The organism is Mycobacterium sp. NGS15 (assembly GCF_059813245.1).
In genome coordinates, this window is sequence record NZ_JCALEF010000007.1 from 161,233 (window position 1) to 176,661 (window position 15,429).

Annotated in this window: 12 protein-coding genes; 2 read left to right on the plus strand and 10 right to left on the minus strand. The window is 64.7% G+C overall.

All coding sequences use genetic code 11. The annotated features are described in order from the left end of the window. Window positions 1-31: 31 nt before the first annotated feature. From AC5Y5C_RS21645 to metH, 6 genes are all read right to left on the minus strand, one after another. Window positions 32-418: an NADH-quinone oxidoreductase subunit A gene (locus tag AC5Y5C_RS21645; protein ID WP_499976357.1), complete on the minus strand. Its 387-nt coding sequence runs from the start codon at window positions 416-418 to the stop codon at window positions 32-34. Between the two features lie 206 nt (window positions 419-624). Beyond that, window positions 625-1,020 carry a hypothetical protein gene (locus AC5Y5C_RS21650; protein WP_499976358.1) on the minus strand — a complete coding sequence of 132 codons (396 nt, stop codon included), beginning with the start codon at window positions 1,018-1,020 and terminating at the stop codon, window positions 625-627. Between the two features lie 61 nt (window positions 1,021-1,081). After that, window positions 1,082-1,951 carry an ATP phosphoribosyltransferase gene (gene hisG, locus AC5Y5C_RS21655; protein ID WP_499976359.1) on the minus strand — a complete coding sequence of 290 codons (870 nt, stop codon included), beginning with the start codon at window positions 1,949-1,951 and terminating at the stop codon, window positions 1,082-1,084. A gap of 1 nt (window position 1,952) precedes the next feature. Further along, entirely contained in the window at window positions 1,953-2,234 is a 282-nt protein-coding gene (locus AC5Y5C_RS21660) for a phosphoribosyl-ATP diphosphatase (protein WP_499976361.1), read from the minus strand. Between the two features lie 16 nt (window positions 2,235-2,250). Next, window positions 2,251-2,934: an HAD family hydrolase gene (locus AC5Y5C_RS21665; protein ID WP_499976362.1), complete on the minus strand. Its 684-nt coding sequence runs from the start codon at window positions 2,932-2,934 to the stop codon at window positions 2,251-2,253. Window positions 2,935-2,980: 46 nt separating this feature from the next. Further along, window positions 2,981-6,766 carry a methionine synthase gene (gene metH / locus AC5Y5C_RS21670; protein ID WP_499976364.1) on the minus strand — a complete coding sequence of 1,262 codons (3,786 nt, stop codon included), beginning with the start codon at window positions 6,764-6,766 and terminating at the stop codon, window positions 2,981-2,983. A 265-nt stretch (window positions 6,767-7,031) separates the two neighbouring features. Here metH and AC5Y5C_RS21675 point away from each other — a divergent pair, with 265 nt between their 5' ends. Beyond that, entirely contained in the window at window positions 7,032-7,913 is an 882-nt protein-coding gene (locus AC5Y5C_RS21675; protein ID WP_499976366.1) for a PAC2 family protein, read from the plus strand. A 3-nt stretch (window positions 7,914-7,916) separates the two neighbouring features. On the opposite strand, the gene AC5Y5C_RS21680 is transcribed toward AC5Y5C_RS21675, so the two are convergent. The 3 genes from AC5Y5C_RS21680 to AC5Y5C_RS21690 all read right to left on the minus strand — a co-directional run bounded on the left by AC5Y5C_RS21680 (window position 7,917) and on the right by AC5Y5C_RS21690 (window position 10,274). Next, entirely contained in the window at window positions 7,917-8,498 is a 582-nt protein-coding gene (locus AC5Y5C_RS21680) for an Rv1363c family protein (RefSeq protein ID WP_499976368.1), read from the minus strand. Then, entirely contained in the window at window positions 8,495-9,046 is a 552-nt protein-coding gene (locus tag AC5Y5C_RS21685) for an Rv1363c family protein (protein ID WP_499976370.1), read from the minus strand. The genes AC5Y5C_RS21680 and AC5Y5C_RS21685 overlap by 4 nt, the downstream gene beginning before the upstream one ends. A 73-nt stretch (window positions 9,047-9,119) precedes the next feature. Next, window positions 9,120-10,274, minus strand: coding sequence for an alpha-hydroxy-acid oxidizing protein (locus tag AC5Y5C_RS21690; RefSeq protein ID WP_499976371.1), 1,155 nt, complete (start codon window positions 10,272-10,274; stop codon window positions 9,120-9,122). Between the two features lie 274 nt (window positions 10,275-10,548). Between AC5Y5C_RS21690 and AC5Y5C_RS21695 the strand changes: the two genes are divergently transcribed. Next, the gene (locus tag AC5Y5C_RS21695) at window positions 10,549-11,937 is read left to right on the plus strand and encodes a SagB family peptide dehydrogenase (RefSeq protein ID WP_499976373.1); all 1,389 of its coding nucleotides are present in this window, start codon (window positions 10,549-10,551) and stop codon (window positions 11,935-11,937) included. Between the two features lie 4 nt (window positions 11,938-11,941). Here AC5Y5C_RS21695 and AC5Y5C_RS21700 read toward each other — a convergent pair whose 3' ends face one another. Then, on the minus strand, window positions 11,942-15,424 hold the full coding sequence (locus tag AC5Y5C_RS21700) for a non-ribosomal peptide synthetase (protein ID WP_499976375.1): 3,483 nt from the start codon (window positions 15,422-15,424) through the stop codon (window positions 11,942-11,944). Between the last annotated feature and the right edge of the window lie 5 nt (window positions 15,425-15,429).

Here is a 15,429-nt window from a genome sequence, read left to right on the forward strand (position 1 = left end):
CTTCCGCGCCGCCCCACCAATCGCACAGGGGCTAATCCCAGCTCAGGCCACCGCGCCTCCATTCGTAGGCGTACGCCACCGACACGTTGACGATGAACAAGGCCATTGCGAGCAGTCCGAACACTCCGAGGGCCCCGAAGTGGACGGCCCACGGATACAGGAAGACGATCTCGATATCGAAGATGATGAACAACATCGCGGTGAGGTAGTACTTCACGGGCACCCGGTGTCCGCCGACGGCGCCACCGTGGTGATCACGGCCCATCGAGTGCTCGGTGGGCTCGATACCGCATTCATACGCCTGAAGCTTCGCGCGGTTGTATCGGCGCGGACCGACAAATGACGAAATCCCAATGGAGAAAACGGCAAAGGCCACCGCAATGGCGCCGAGTACCAAGATCGGTACATATGCATCCATGGCAGAACAGCCTCCCGAATCGATCGATCGGGTCCCTGTGCTGGATCGGCAACGTTGCCGCGTCATTGCTGTGTGTGGTCGAGGGCTGCCGACCAGTACAGATGTGACCTAACAAACACACTATCGGTTGGCGCCTGGTCCATGCCACCGTTTGACGGTGTTTTGCGTAATTAAGTACTGAGCCGAAGGGCTTGGGACGGCTGACGTCAGCGGTGTGTCGCGGCGGCCGAACCAAGCAGCTCGATCACCGTCGCGGTCAGTCGCATCGGGTCGATCGGCCGCGGTACCACACCCTCGGCGCGGGACCAGTTCGCCAGCCAGCTGTCTTGCGGACGTCCGGTCAGGACCACGATCGGAGGCGGCGCAACGACCTCGTCCTTGACCTGTTTGGCCACGCCCATCCCGCCGAAGGGCGTCGCCTCACCGTCCAGGATCGCCACGTCGATGCCACCGGCGGCGAGGCTTTCGATGACCATGGGTCCGGTGGCCACCTCGACAAACTCCAGTGGCGGCAGTGCAGAATCCGGCCGTGTGCCAATTCCCTGAATTACCTTGCGCCGGACCGTGATGTCATCGCTATAGACGAGGACGTGCAGCGCCATACCGCCATGTTAGGCCGAGCTGCGATTACTCGCGAAGGAATCCGGAGAAACCCCCGGGAAACTAGGCGCGGAAGAATCTGACTTCGGAGGCCAGAATGGCCTTCGCGCCGATCGCGGCCAGCGCATCCATGGTGGTGTTCACGCCCTTGCGCGGGGCCAGGGCACGTACCGCCACCCAGTTCTCGTCAGCCAGCGGGGCCAGGGTCGGAGATTCCAGGCCGGGCGTCACCTTGAGTGCCTCGTCCAGAACCGCACGCGGGCAGTCATAGTCGAGCATCAAATACAGCTGGCCGAACACCACGCCCTGGATGCGGGTCGTGAGCTGTGCGCGCGCCGTTTCCGTTGCCGGATCGGCGTTCTCCCGCTCGATCAGCACGGCCTCCGAATCGCACAGCGACTCCCCGAAGGCCACCAGTCCGTGCTGGCGCAGGGTGCGGCCGGTGCCGACGATATCGGCGATCACATCAGCCACGCCAAGCTGGATGGATATCTCGACAGCACCGTCCAGCCGAATGACATCGGCCTCGATTCCCTTGGTGGCCAGATCCTTTCGCACCAGGTTGGGGTAGGCAGTGGCAATCCGCTTCCCCGCGATGTCGTAAATCGTCCAGTCTCGCCCGGCAGGCGCGGCGTAGCGGAACGTCGATCCACCGAATCCCAGCGCGAGCCGCTCGATCACCGGCGCATCGGAGTCCATCATCAGGTCGCGGCCGGTGATACCAAGATCCAGCTCGCCAGAGCCGACGTAGATCGCTATGTCCTTGGGCCTCAGGAAGAAGAACTCGACGTCGTTCTGCGGATCCAGCACCGTGAGGTCCTTGGCATCTCCGCGGCGCCGGTAGCCGGCCTCGGAAAGGATCTCCGATGCGGCCTCGCTGAGCGCCCCTTTATTGGGAACGGCGACGCGCAACGCTCCATTCGCACTGGTCATGTCAGAGCTTCCGGTAGACGTCATCGAGAGTGAGGCCGCGGGCGATCAGCAGCACCTGCGCCCAATAGAGCAGCTGGCTGACCTCTTCGGCGAGTGATTCGTCGCTCTCGTGCTCGGCGGCCAGCCACACCTCGCCCGCCTCTTCGAGCAGCTTCTTGCCCAGTGCGTGCACCCCAGCGTCGAGGGCGGCGACGGTCCCGCTTCCCTCGGGCCGGGTTCTGGCGCGGTCACTGAGCTCGGTGAACAGCTCGTCGAAGGTCTTCACGGGTGGCGATTCTGTCACGAACGGGCCGGGCAAGTCATATGGGTTTGCAGGTAGACGCCGTCAGCACGTCCGCGTGAGCGCCCCGCAGGTCGCCCGGGGACATGCCCGACAACGTGATGGCATGCCTGCGCCGGTCACCGGCCGGCACCTCGACGTGGTTGGGCACCACCAGCACCGCACACCCCGCCGCCTCGGCCGCGGCTGCGCCGGTCGCCGAGTCCTCGATGACCAGGCAATCGCGCGGCTCGACTCCCAGTAGCTCGGCAGCCCGCAGATACGGATCGGGAGCGGGCTTGCCCGCAGGCACCTCGTCGCCACAGACCGACTCGGTAAACCAGTGCGTGCCAATGGTCTTGAGCGCCTGGTTGGTGAGCGACCTGATGGTGTTGGTAACCAGCGCCATGGGCACCCGCTCCGCGGCAAGCTGGGCCAGCATCTCTTGAGCACCATCGCACCAGACGAGACCGGTCTCGAAGAGCTCCCCGGTGTACGCGTGCAGCCAATCGTTCTCGTTGGCCATCCGCTCGGCATCGTGTTCCAGATCCAGCGCGGTGAAGATCATCCGCATGGTGGCGTCCGCCGAGCCCCCGACCAGCGCGGTCCGTAACTCGGGGGTCATCTCACCACCTAGCCTGCGGCACAACCCTGCCATCGAGATGTCCCAGAGCTTCTCCGATTCGATGAGGGTGCCGTCCATGTCCCACAGCACCGCACGCATGCGACCAATTCTGTCAGAGGTCGCCTGCTGCCCATGACGCTGGTGCTCAGTCCTCCGGGTTGTAGCCGAGGTTCGGCGCGAGCCAGCGCTCGGCCTCCTTCAGAGTCCAGCCCTTGCGCTTCGCGTAATCGGCGACCTGGTCCTGAGAGATCCGGCCGACCACGAAGTACTGCGACTGCGGGTGCGAGAAGTACCAGCCGCTGACGGCGGCGCCCGGCCACATCGCCATCGACTCGGTCAGCTCGATGCCGGTCCGCTCCTTGACGTCCATCAGCTGCCAGAGCGTCGCCTTCTCGGTATGCTCCGGGCACGCCGGGTAGCCCGGCGCTGGGCGGATTCCGACGTACTTCTCCCCGATGAGCGCCTCGTTGTCCAGCTGCTCGTCGGGCTGAAACCCCCAGAACTCCTTGCGAACCCGCTGGTGCATCCGTTCGGCGAACGCCTCGGCGAGCCGGTCGGCGAGCGACTCAAGCAGGATCGCGTTGTAGTCGTCGTTGGCCGCCTTGAACTCGACGATCTTGTCGGCGCTGCCGAGCCCCGTGGTGACGGCGAAGGCGCCAATGAAATCGGCGGCCCCAGTTTCCTTGGGTGCAATGAAGTCGCCGAGGCTCCGGTTCGGGATGCCGTCGCGGTGCTCGCCCTGCTGTCGCAGGTTGTACAGGGTGGTGAGCACCTCGGTACGCGTCTCGTCGGTGTAGACCTCGATGTCGTCACCGACCGCGTTCGCCGGGAAGAAGCCGATGACCCCGTTGGCGGTCAGCCACTTCTCCTTGATCAGGGTGTCGAGCATCTCCTGGGCGTCTTCGTACAGCTTGCGGGCCGTCTCGCCCGATACCGGGTTGTTGAGGATGTCAGGGAATCTGCCCTTCATCTCCCAGGCGTTGAAAAACGGCTGCCAGTCGATGTACTCGCGCAGCTCGGCGAGGTCGTACTCCAGAAATTCCCGTACTCGCGTCCCTATAGCGGGCACCGGCGGCGTGTAGCCGTCCCATTCGATCGGCGTCCGGTTCGCGCGGGCCTTCTCCAGCGTCAGCATCGGCCGCTCACTCTTCTGGGCGTGCCGTTCGCGTAGGGCCGCGTAGTCCTTCTCAGTGGCCTCCAACAGCGCTGGACGCTGCTTGTCGTCGAGGAGCGCAGCAGCGACCGGTACCGAGCGTGAGGCGTCCTTCACCCAGACCACAGGACCGCTGCGACGCGGCGACACCTTCACCGCCGTGTGAGCGCGCGACGTGGTCGCGCCACCGATCAGCAGTGGGATCTTCAGATCCTGACGCTCCATCTCAACGGCGAAGTTGACCATCTCGTCCAGGGACGGAGTGATCAGACCGGACAACCCGATGATGTCGGCGTTGTGCTCCTTGGCCGCGTCCAGGATCTTCTGGGCGGGAACCATCACACCGAGATCGATCACTTCGTAGTTGTTGCACTGCAGGACGACCCCGACGATGTTCTTACCGATGTCGTGGACGTCGCCCTTGACGGTCGCCATGATGATCGTGCCGTTGGTGTCCTTGTTCCCAGCCGCGGCACCGGAGGTGACCTTTTCCTCCTCGATGAAGGGCAGCAGGTAGGCGACGGCCTTCTTCATCACCCTGGCCGACTTCACGACCTGGGGCAGGAACATCTTGCCCGCGCCGAAGAGGTCACCGACGACGTTCATGCCGTCCATCAGCGGGCCCTCGATCACCTCGATCGGGCGTCCGCCTGCGCCCGCGATTTCGGCCCGCAACTCCTCGGTGTCGGTCTCGACATCGGCGTCGATGCCCTTGACCAGGGCGTGCGTGATCCGCTCGCGGACTGGGAGGCTGCGCCACTCTTGAACAGCCGAGGGACCGGTCTCCTCCCCCTTGCTGTTGAACCGTTCGGCGATCTCCAGCAGGCGCTCGGCCGCATCCTCGCGACGGTTCAGGACAACGTCCTCGATCCGGTCGCGCAGTTCGCGGTCGATCGAGTCGTAGGGCACCAGCGCGCCGGCGTTGACGATGCCCATGTCCAGGCCCGCCTTGATGGCGTGGAACAGGAACACCGCGTGGATGGCCTCGCGGACGGGGTTGTTCCCCCGGAACGAGAACGACACGTTCGAGATACCGCCGGAGATGTGCACCCCGGGGAGGTTCTCCTTGATCCAGGCACAGGCCTCGATGAAGTCGATCCCGTACGTCGCGTGCTCCTCGATGCCGGTCGCCAGCGCGAAGCAGTTCGGGTCGAAGATGATGTCCTCGGCGGGGAAGCCGACCTCCTCGGTGAGGATCCGGTAGGCACGCCCGCAGATCTCCTTGCGGCGCTCCAGGTTGTCGGCCTGCCCATGCTCGTCGAAGGCCATCACCACGACGGCAGCGCCGTACTTGCGGCACAGCCGGGCCTCGCGGATGAACTTCTCCTCGCCCTCCTTCATGGAGATCGAGTTGACGATCGGCTTGCCCTGCACGTTCTTCAGGCCGGCCTCGATGACCTCCCATTTCGAGGAGTCGATCATCACCGGGACGCGGCTGATGTCGGGCTCGGCCGCGATCAGCTTGGTGAACCGGTCCATCGCGGCGACGCCGTCGATCATGCCTTCGTCCATGTTGATGTCGATGACCTGCGCACCGACTTCGACCTGCTGTAGTGCGACCGACAGCGCGGTGTCGTAGTCCTCGGCCTTGATCAGGTTGCGGAACCGGGCCGAACCGGTGATGTTGGTGCGCTCACCGATGTTGACGAACAGCGAGTCGTCGGTGATGTTGAGCGGTTCCAGACCCGAGAGCCGGGTGGCCAACTCGATCTCCGGCACTTCCCTCGGTGTCAAACCATCGACGACCTTGGCGATCTCGGCGATGTGCGCCGGCGCCGTACCGCAGCAGCCGCCGACCAGGTTGACCAGGCCGGCCTCGGCGAACTCGGCGATGTAGCCCGCCTGGGCCTCCGGGGACTCGTCGTACTCGCCGAAGGCATTGGGCAGACCGGCGTTCGGGTAGCAGGACACGAACGTGTCCGCGATGCGCGCCACCTCGGCGATATAGGGCCTCATCTCCGGCGCGCCGAGCGCGCAGTTGAGACCGACCGCAATCGGCTTTGCGTGCCTGATCGCGTTCCAGAACGCCTCGGTGACCTGACCGGACAACGTCCGGCCGGAGGCATCGGTGATGGTGCCCGAGATGATCACCGGCCAGCGGCGTTCACGTTCCTCGAACAGCGTCTCGACGGCGAACACCGCGGCCTTGGCGTTCAGCGAATCGAAGATCGTCTCGATGAGGATCAGGTCTGAGCCACCGTCGACCAGTCCGTTGAGGGCCTCGAGGTAGGCGGCGACAAGCTGGTCGTAGGAGACGTTGCGGGCGCCGGGGTCGTTGACGTCCGGCGAGATCGATGCGGTCCGCGTCGTCGGTCCGAGGGCTCCGGCGACGTATCGGGGCTTGTCCGGGGTGCTGAACTCATCGCAGGCAGCGCGCGCCAGGGCGGCTCCGGCGTAGTTCAGCTCGTAGCTGAGGTCGGCCATGTCGTAGTCCGAGAGCGAGATCGCGTTCGCGTTGAACGTGTTCGTCTCAAGGATGTCGGCGCCCGCCTCCAGGTACTCCCGGTGAATTCCCTCGATGATGTGCGGCTGCGTCAGGTTGAGCAGGTCGTTGTTGCCCTGCAGCGCGGTCGGCCATTCCATGAACCGCTCACCGCGGTAACCCTCTTCGTCCGGGCGGTCGCGCTGGATCGCGGTGCCCATGGCGCCGTCGATAACCATGATCCGCCGGCGCAGCGCTGCGGTCAGTTCATCGGTGCAGTCGGGGCGGACGTTCGGCACAAAGGTGTCCGGCCCAATGGTGTACGGCACACAGACGTCCGACTTCGCGGCGTTCACAGGGCACTCCTTCCGTAGCGGAAGGCGTCCTTAACTCTGCCGAGCGTGGCGGTCACGGGCTGTGATCCGGAACCGTTGCAACGCCTCTCGACCAGATGGAGTCTACGTCGTCACTCAACAGTCGTGCGAACGCCCAATATGTCGTGCGGGTTATGTCGTACGGGTTTCTCTTAGAGACCGTCATATCAACAATGTGATCCGGCTATCCAATCCCTTCTCCGCCAGCCGCGGCTCGTCCCCGTCACGCAGGGCTTACGCTGGCACCGTGACCCTGTCGGATACCGCCCAGAACGGCCTACCCGTGCTGCGCGACCCGGTGGTGGTTGCCGCATTCGAAGGCTGGAATGACGCCGGTGATGCGGCCAGCGCGGCGTTGGAGCACCTGGACACCACCTGGCAGGCCACCCCGTTGATGACCATCGACGATGAGGACTACTACGACTACCAGGTCAATCGTCCCGTCGTGCGGCTGGTCGAGGGCGTCACCCGCGAGCTGGAGTGGCCGGGGATGCATATCTCCTACTGCTCACCGCCCGGCTCGCAGCGCGATGTGGTCCTGATGCACGGCGCCGAGCCGAACATGCGCTGGCGCACCTTCTGCAACCGCTTGCTGGCTATCGCGGATCGTCTCAACGTGTCGACCGTCGTGATCTTGGGGGCCCTGTTGGCCGACACACCGCACACTCGGCCGGTGCCCGTCAGCGGCACCGCCTACTCCCCCGATGCGGCCAAGTTCTTTGGCCTGGAGGAGACCCGATACGAGGGTCCGACCGGTATCGCCGGGGTATTCCAGGACGCCTGCGTGAACGCCGGCATACCGGCCGTCGCGTTCTGGGCCGCGGTACCGCACTACGTGTCACAACCCCCCAATCCGAAGGCGACGGTTGCGCTGCTGCAGCGCGTCGAGGATGTGCTCGACGTCGAGGTACCGCTCGGAGATCTGCCGGAGCAGGCCGAGGAGTGGGAGCAGGCGGTCTCCGAGATGACCACCGAGGACGAGGAGATCGCCGAGTACGTGCAGTCGCTCGAGGAGCGCGGCGACGCCGAGGTGGACACCACCGAGATTCTCAGCAAGATCGACGGCGACGCCTTGGCGGCCGAATTCGAGCGCTACCTACGACGGCGCGGACCCCGATTCGGGGGGTGATCCCTAGATGTATTCGAGCTTGCCCGCAAGCCAGCGACCGTCCACCAGCTCCATGGTCATTTTCATCCGGCTCCTGTCGATCCGTGGTTCGGGCTGAACAGAATTGGCGATGGACTGATCCACCGCGAGCAGGATCACGACGCTCTTCTCGGGTTTGTCGACCGTATCCGATTGCACCGCCGAGGCGACGACCTTGCCTGCCGCGCTGGCCTTGTTGTCGATCAACAGCTGTCGCAGTTGCACTGACGCTTTCGTGAACTCGTCTTTGAGCTCGCCCGTGCAGCGCTCCAGGATCTGGGCGAAGTTCTCATCGACGTTGCCCGAATCGATCGAGGTCAAGATGGCAGCTACCGCCTCGGCGGCGTCGCGCGCCTGCTCCCTGAATTCTCGGATCTGACGGTCACGATTGAACTCATCGTGTTCCTGTGCGGCCTTCTCCCGCTGCGCAACCAGAATTGGACCATCATGAAACTGCTTCCACGCCAGAAGTCCGCAGGCACACAGTGCGACAACGGCAACGCCAACCATCAAGCTGGCGAGGACAATTCGCAGCTGGCCACCGGGCGGCGCGGGATAACCGGTCATATCAGCTCGACATCGCTTGCCAGCCAACGACCGTCGACCTTCTCCATGGTCATTCGCAGCCGGCTGCGATCAACACGCCCGTCGGGTACCGCGACGTTGGTCACGGTCTGATCGATGAAGAGCAGCATGATGGCCTTGTCGACCGACTCGGTGTGAATCGCGGAATCGATCACCTTGCCGCTGGATTTCGCCTTGTTGTCGACCAAAATCTGGCGCAGTTGAGCGCTGGACTTCGTGTACTTCTCTTTGAACGCACCGGTCGACTTCTCCAGTATCTGCGACCTGTTTCTATCGACATCGCGATAGTCCGTGTTGATCATCAGCAGTGCGAACGCGGCGGATGCTTCCTGCGCTTGCTGGCCTGCCTTGTGCGCCTCTCGATCTCGGCTGAGCTGGACACGCCACCCTTCCGACGTATCAGGAACCGCCGCACCATCGGCCACCAATGTCCACCCCAGAAACCCGCACCCGGACAACGCAACCACGGCAATCAGCCCGGAGACGATGATCGTCACCGTCGCCCATCGACTCGGTCTGGACGAGGGCATCGGATAACCCGGATACGGGACCGGTTCTTGCGGCCACTGCTGAATCACGACACCCCCACTCAGTCACCGTGCATCAGGAAAGCCGCTGCACCGCCAACTCGTCGAGCGAAAGATAGCAGTTCACCGCCATGGTCAGGTCGGCTTCGGCCAGCAGTGACTGGATGACGTGTTTGACGCCGTTGGTTCCGTCCAGCGCCAGCCCATACACGTATGGCCGGGCGACTCCCACCAGGCTGGCGCCGAGGGCGACGGCGCGCAATATGTCGATACCGTCACGGACCCCGGAGTCGAAAGTCACCGGAACCGAGCCGGCCGCCTGGACTGCCGCGGCGAGACCATCGATGGCGGGAATTCCACCATTCGCTTGCCGCCCACCATGATTGGAATAGGCAATGGCATCAACGCCGCGATCCACCGCCTGCCGAACGTCATCGACGTCGCAGATGCCCTTCAGGATGATCGGGAGCTTGGTCAGTTCTCGATAGTGATCGATGTCCGCCCACGTCAGCCCCGGATGGCTGAAGAGCGACGCCCACACCAGACCCGCGTGCATCGGAGTCAGTTCTCCGGCGGTACGTACGCCCGCGATCTCCAGGAAGCGGGGATCGGAGGTGTAGTTCGCCAGGCAGTGTCCGTGCAGCATCGGCAGATAGCCGTGTTGGAGATCACGGGGACGCCATCCCAGGGTGCCCGTGTCCAGGGTCACCGCGAGCGCGTCATATCCCGCCGCCTCGGCACGCCGGATGAAGTTGTCAGTCAGCTCGGCATCCGATGACGGGTACAGCTGGAAGATCCCGTAGGAATCGCCACGCTCCGCGGCGACCTCCTCAAGAGTCGCCGACGAGAGTGTCGAGTACATGGCGGGCACATCAAGCTCACGGGCGGCGGCGGCCGTCAACAGATCGCCACGGTCACGGACCGCACCCAGCACACCCACCGGGCAGATGAATACCGGACTCGTGAGCTCGCGTCCCAGAAATGACGTCGACATGTCCCGAGTCGTACGGTCGCGCAACATCCGGGGCACGAGCCCGTAGTGGCGCAACGCGGTGGCATTCGCATCCTGGGTGTGCTCGTCGCCGGCGCCACCACGCACGTAGCCGAAGATCCCCTCTCCCAGCGTCTGCTCCGCCCGACTCTCCAGCTCGGCAAAGGTGAAGGGAAGTGTCGACACTTTGCCGAGCGCACCCGCCGCATAGAACTGGAGCTGGAAATCGCCGAAATTCATCAAGCACTCCTCGTCGTTCGGACATTCGCTGGATGCTCAGCGTACTGGGCACTTTCGGCGTCACCCAGCACCATCGGCCGGGGCGCCGCGCGTGCTCATTCATCGGGTCGCATGTTGAATCCGCGGCGCAGGTAACTCACCCGCCCAAACGGCTGACAGCAATCCACCCTCCAGCAAATGGAGCCCAAGTTAGGGGTACCTTACCGGGGTTCCTTATGATCGTCGTGAAAACGCATACGTATTCGGCGTCAGCACACCTTCCGGAAGGCTTCCGTTGTCCGCTCTCACCTACCCTGCCGGGACCCGGTTCGCCCTACGCGACGGCGCAACATGCCTCGTCACAGCGGCGGGCGGCATACTGCTGAACCCGCCGCGCAACGAGAAACTCACCGGCCTCACCGGGCCGCAGCGGCGCGTGCTGAAGACTCTCAACAGCGGTCCCGCGACGCTCCCCGAACTTGTCGGCAGCGACGACGGCGACGACAGCGACGTCATCGAAGCACTCATCACGCGGCTGCTCGAAGGTGGATGGCTATCGGTAGCGGTCCGTGACGACAGGCGTGATCTATACGCCGTCGAATGCTTCGGAACCCCCGGTCCCTACCCCGTGGGAGCCCTACCGTCGGGCACCCATCTGTCGAAATTCTCCGTACTGCATCGTGATTCACGGGGATATGTGCTCGAAAACCCGCTCAGCTGGTGCGATATCCGCATCCACGATCTGCGCCTGCTTCCCCTGCTCGACGGGCCAGGACGCGCTGTCGCCGACCTGAGCGAGGAGCTCATCGCACGATTCCTGGCAGATTTACGCTGGGGCGGATTCGTCGTCTCCGACAGCGATGAGGAAAACCACGAGTTCGCCTCGATCAGTTGGAACGCAGCGGACCTATGGTTCCACCGGCGCAGCACCCTGGGTGAGCGCACCATCACGTGGGATCATTTCGGTCCCACGAAATGGGCGAAGGGCAAGTTCCCCCAGCCACCGGCGCGCAAACCCGACTATCCGGGAAGCTCCATCCCGTTACCCGCCCCGGATCTGGCGGTCCTCCGCGCCGCGGACCCGACCCTCACCACGGTCATCGAGGATCGGATCTCGGTACGCGCCTTCGATGATGCCAATCCCATTACCATCGAACAGCTTTCCGAGCTCTTGTATCGCACGGCCCGTACCCGTGGTGCGCGCTCGGAGAGCGAAGGCGAGGAGCTCTTATCCCGCCCGTACCCGTCGGGTGGCAGCGTGTACGAACTCGAGCTGTATCCGGTGGTGCGCAACGTCGCCGGACTCGCACCCGGCATGTACCACTACGACTCCTTCGAGCACGCACTGCGGCCGGTGGCCGACGCCGCTTCCACCGCGGTCAAGCAGCTGCTGAAATCGACCTCCGCGACGCTGGAGGGGGGCGCCGAACCACAGGTGCTGCTGGTGATGGGCGCGCGCGCCGGGCGGGTGATGTGGACCTACGAGCAGGTCGCCTACTCGGCCATCCTGAAGCACGTCGGTGTGCTCATGCAGACCATCTACCTGGCCGCCACCGCCATGGGTCTGGGCGCATGCGCCCAGGGATTCGGCGATACCGCGGCGTTCACCGCGGCCGCAGCCGTTCCGGAGCTGCAGGAGTGCAGCGTGGGCAGCATGGTGCTGGGTACGCCCGCGACCTCCTGAACGGTCAGGTGGTGCCGGCCAGGATCTCCTCATCGGTCATCGCCGCGATCTCGAGGTAGTGCCCAGCGACCACAGCCAAGCGGTCCGGAGTTCCGTTTTCGATCTCGCGCTGCTTGAGCCGGTCGGCAAGCCCGGCGACGGTACGGGTGGCAAAGAGGTCGCCGACCAGTGCGTGCTCGACCGACAGCCAGTCGCGCACTCGCGCGATGACCGTCGTGGCGAGCACCGAGTCGCCGCCCTGGGCAAAGAAGTCGTCGTGCACACCAATGGATTCCACGCCCAGCACACCTGCCATCAGATCGGCGAGGGCTATGTCGAGATCATCCCGGGGAGCCGAGTCGGTTCCGGCGGTGGCCACCTCTTCGAGCAGAGCGGTCACCGCCCCCCGATCGATCTTCCCGTTCGGGGTCAACGGCATCTGATCCAGGAGCTCGACGCGAGCCGGGACCATGTAACCGGGGACCACATCGCCGAGCAGCGCCGCATAATCTGCCGATTGATCCGGGGCACCCGACACGGCGGCAACGAGGATCGGCGCATCACCGCCGACAATGGCAGCGACGGCATGGCGCACACCGGGCACCATCCGCAGCGCGCTTTCCACCTCGCCCAGCTCCACGCGATAACCACGGATCTGCACCTGATGGTCTGCGCGGCCGAGGAATTCGACGGTTCCGTCCGGCCAGTACCTGGCCATGTCTCCCGTCCGATACCAGCGCAACCCGTCGTACTCGACGAATCGTTCTGCGGTGCGTTCGGGGTCATTGCGATATCCGGCCGCGACATTGGCACCACCCACCCAGAATTCACCGGGTACCCAGTCCGGGCAGTCGCGACCTGCGGGTGACACCACCCGGCATCGGACGTTGCGCAGCGGCACACCGAAAGGCACCGTCGCCCAGTGCGCGGGCGGGTCCCCCACCACCTCACAGATGGTGTTGTGAATTGATGTCTCGGTGGCTCCGCCCAAGCCGGAGAATCTGCAGCCCGGGACCTGCGCGGCCAGGCGGGTCGCCAGGTCAGCGCCCACCCAGTCGCCGCCCAGGGTGACCGCCCGCAGCGAGTCACCCAGGCCGTTACCGCCGATTTCCAGGATCATGTCCAGCATGCTCGGCACACAGTTTAAGATCGAAACCTTATGGCGCCGTATCAGATCCACCCACGTAGTGGCCTCGGCGCGCTGCTCGACATCGACTGCAACCAGCGATCCGCCGACCGAGAACATTCCGAAGATGTCATACACGGATGCGTCGAACTCCAGCGCCGACAGCGCCAGCACCCTGTCGGTCGGCCCGACATCGAACCATTCATTGACGGCATCGATGGTGTTCATTGCCCCGCGGTGCAGCACGTCCACACCCTTGGGGGTGCCCGTCGAGCCAGACGTGAAGATCACATACGCGATCGCGTCGGTCGGTGGAATGACTGGCGCAGCCAACGGCTCGCCGTGGTGCCGAGCGGTATCGATGGACACCGACGGCACCGGAATGTCAGCGTCCGAGACGGTTATCGCCATCGCAACTCCACCGGTTTCGAGGATGCTGGCCCGGCGACGAGCAGGCTGGTCAAATCCGATGGGGATGTACGTCGCCCCGGCGGCGAGCACACCGAGCACGGCGAGAATCTGATCGCGCCCCTTGGGCAGCTGCACCGCCACCGCATCGCCCGGCTGAACGCCCCGGGCCCGCAGCGCGCCGGCCACCGCCAGGGCCTGCGCGGCCAGGTCGCCATACGTCCATACCCCGTCCTCGCCACCGAAGCCCCACACCACCGCGGATGCGCCGGGGTGCGTCTTCGCGAAATCGAAGAATCCTTCATGCAGGCATCGGCCGCTCACCGGGCCGTCGGTCGCATTGACGGTTCGTCTGACATCGGCTTGCGAGGCCGGAAGTCGAACGGCCGCATCGGCATTCCAGCCGTCGTCTCCGATGCACAGTGCCGCCACCGCATCGGTGTAGCGCGCGAACATAGTGTCGACCATGCCCTCGGGGAAAGCCGATTCACGCACGTCCCAGTTGAGCAGCAGGCCGCCGCGCACCTCAGTGACCTGCGCGTCCAACAGCACCTGCGGCCCTTGGGAAATGATCCAGACCGGTTCGCCAAAGGTATCCATGACCGACGAGGCGAACAGCTCCCCCAGATTCAGCGCGCTGGTGTAGACAACCGGCGCTAACACCGGCTCACCGCGGTGCCTACCGAGATCGCGGAGCACATTCAGCCCGGGATACGCCGAATGCGCCCCGCTCTCGTACATGCTGCGTTGCAAGGCCCGGGCCCGGTCGGCCACCGACATCTGATCGGTGAGATCGACCTCGAGCATGATCGAAGAGGTGAAGTCGCCGATCACCCGGTCGATATCGGGATGCACCGTTTCCCGATGGAACAGAGGGACATTCAGCAGGAACCGGCTTTGCGCGGACCACCCTCCGATCGTCTCCGCGAAGACCGCGGCCATCGCCATCGCGGGGGTGATACCGCGCTGATGCGCGGCCGCCAGCAACTGCTGCTTGGCCTGCGGTTCCAGCCAGTAGTCGTATCGGACGGTGCGGTGTGGTTCGGTGCGTTCACTGACCGGTACGGTCGGCAGCTCCGGCGCACCCGGCAGGTCGTCCAGCCGCTCGCTCCACCATTTCCGATCACGCTCGCGCGCCGACTCATCGCCGCGCTGTTCGGTGCGATACCGCCGGTAGGTGTATCCCAACTCTGGTTGCGCGGCACCGTGGTACAGCGCAGCCAGATCCGACACCAGCACCCGGTAGCTCATCGCGTCCCCGGCCAGCATGTCGACATCCAGATGCAGGCGGCTGCGCTGCTCGTCGCGCAGGGTCAGCGTGACATCGACCACCTGGCCGTCCTCGATCGCCAGGCGCTGATGCGTCTTGCGTTCACGGAGCTCCGTCAGTGCCGCCTCAATCTCCTTGTCCGCACGTCCCCGCAGGTCCACCACGCTGAACACATCACACTCCGGAGCCGACAAGGTCTGCTGGGTGCCGTCGGGCAGGAACCTGGTGCGCAGCATCGGATGTGCCGCCACAAGCCGGGCCACCGCCAGCCTCAGCCGCTCGGGATCGATTGCTCCACCGTCGAACTCGACATACAGGTGCGCGGCGACACCGCCGAGCTCCTGATCCTCCGAACGACCGATCCAGTAGGCGTGCTGCATGGTGGCCAGCGGGAAAGGCGCATCCTCCGCCGCGTCATCCGTGTCCGCCGGAGTGGCAGCTGCCGCGACATCGGCACGAACGTCCGGGGCCGATTCCGCGTTATCGCCCAACAGCGCGTGCCAGGACTCGACCGACGGCTCGGCGGCGAGCTGCGCGAAGGTGATGCGGCTCCCCCGCTTGCGCCATCCACCTGCCAGGGTCATCATGCGAATCGAGTCCAGCCCAAGCGTGATGAGGTCGGCGGCGTCCGATATCTCCCTGGGGGTGAGCCCAATGAGGTCGGCGACAGTCGCCTTGATCTCGTCCTTGCTGATTGATTCCATCCGTG

Bases quoted from the DNA above. Each gene is read 5' to 3' on its own strand.
- AC5Y5C_RS21680 (WP_499976368.1), bottom strand. From the start codon at position 8,498: ATGACCGGTTATCCCGCGCCGCCCGGTGGCCAGCTGCGAATTGTCCTC.
- AC5Y5C_RS21650 (WP_499976358.1), bottom strand. From the start codon at position 1,020: ATGGCGCTGCACGTCCTCGTCTATAGCGATGACATCACGGTCCGGCGC.
- AC5Y5C_RS21665 (WP_499976362.1), bottom strand. From the start codon at position 2,934: ATGCGTGCGGTGCTGTGGGACATGGACGGCACCCTCATCGAATCGGAG.
- AC5Y5C_RS21685 (WP_499976370.1), bottom strand. From the start codon at position 9,046: ATGCCCTCGTCCAGACCGAGTCGATGGGCGACGGTGACGATCATCGTC.
- hisG (WP_499976359.1), bottom strand. From the start codon at position 1,951: ATGACCAGTGCGAATGGAGCGTTGCGCGTCGCCGTTCCCAATAAAGGG.
- AC5Y5C_RS21700 (WP_499976375.1), bottom strand. From the start codon at position 15,424: ATGGAATCAATCAGCAAGGACGAGATCAAGGCGACTGTCGCCGACCTC.
- AC5Y5C_RS21645 (WP_499976357.1), bottom strand. From the start codon at position 418: ATGGATGCATATGTACCGATCTTGGTACTCGGCGCCATTGCGGTGGCC.
- AC5Y5C_RS21690 (WP_499976371.1), bottom strand. From the start codon at position 10,274: ATGAATTTCGGCGATTTCCAGCTCCAGTTCTATGCGGCGGGTGCGCTC.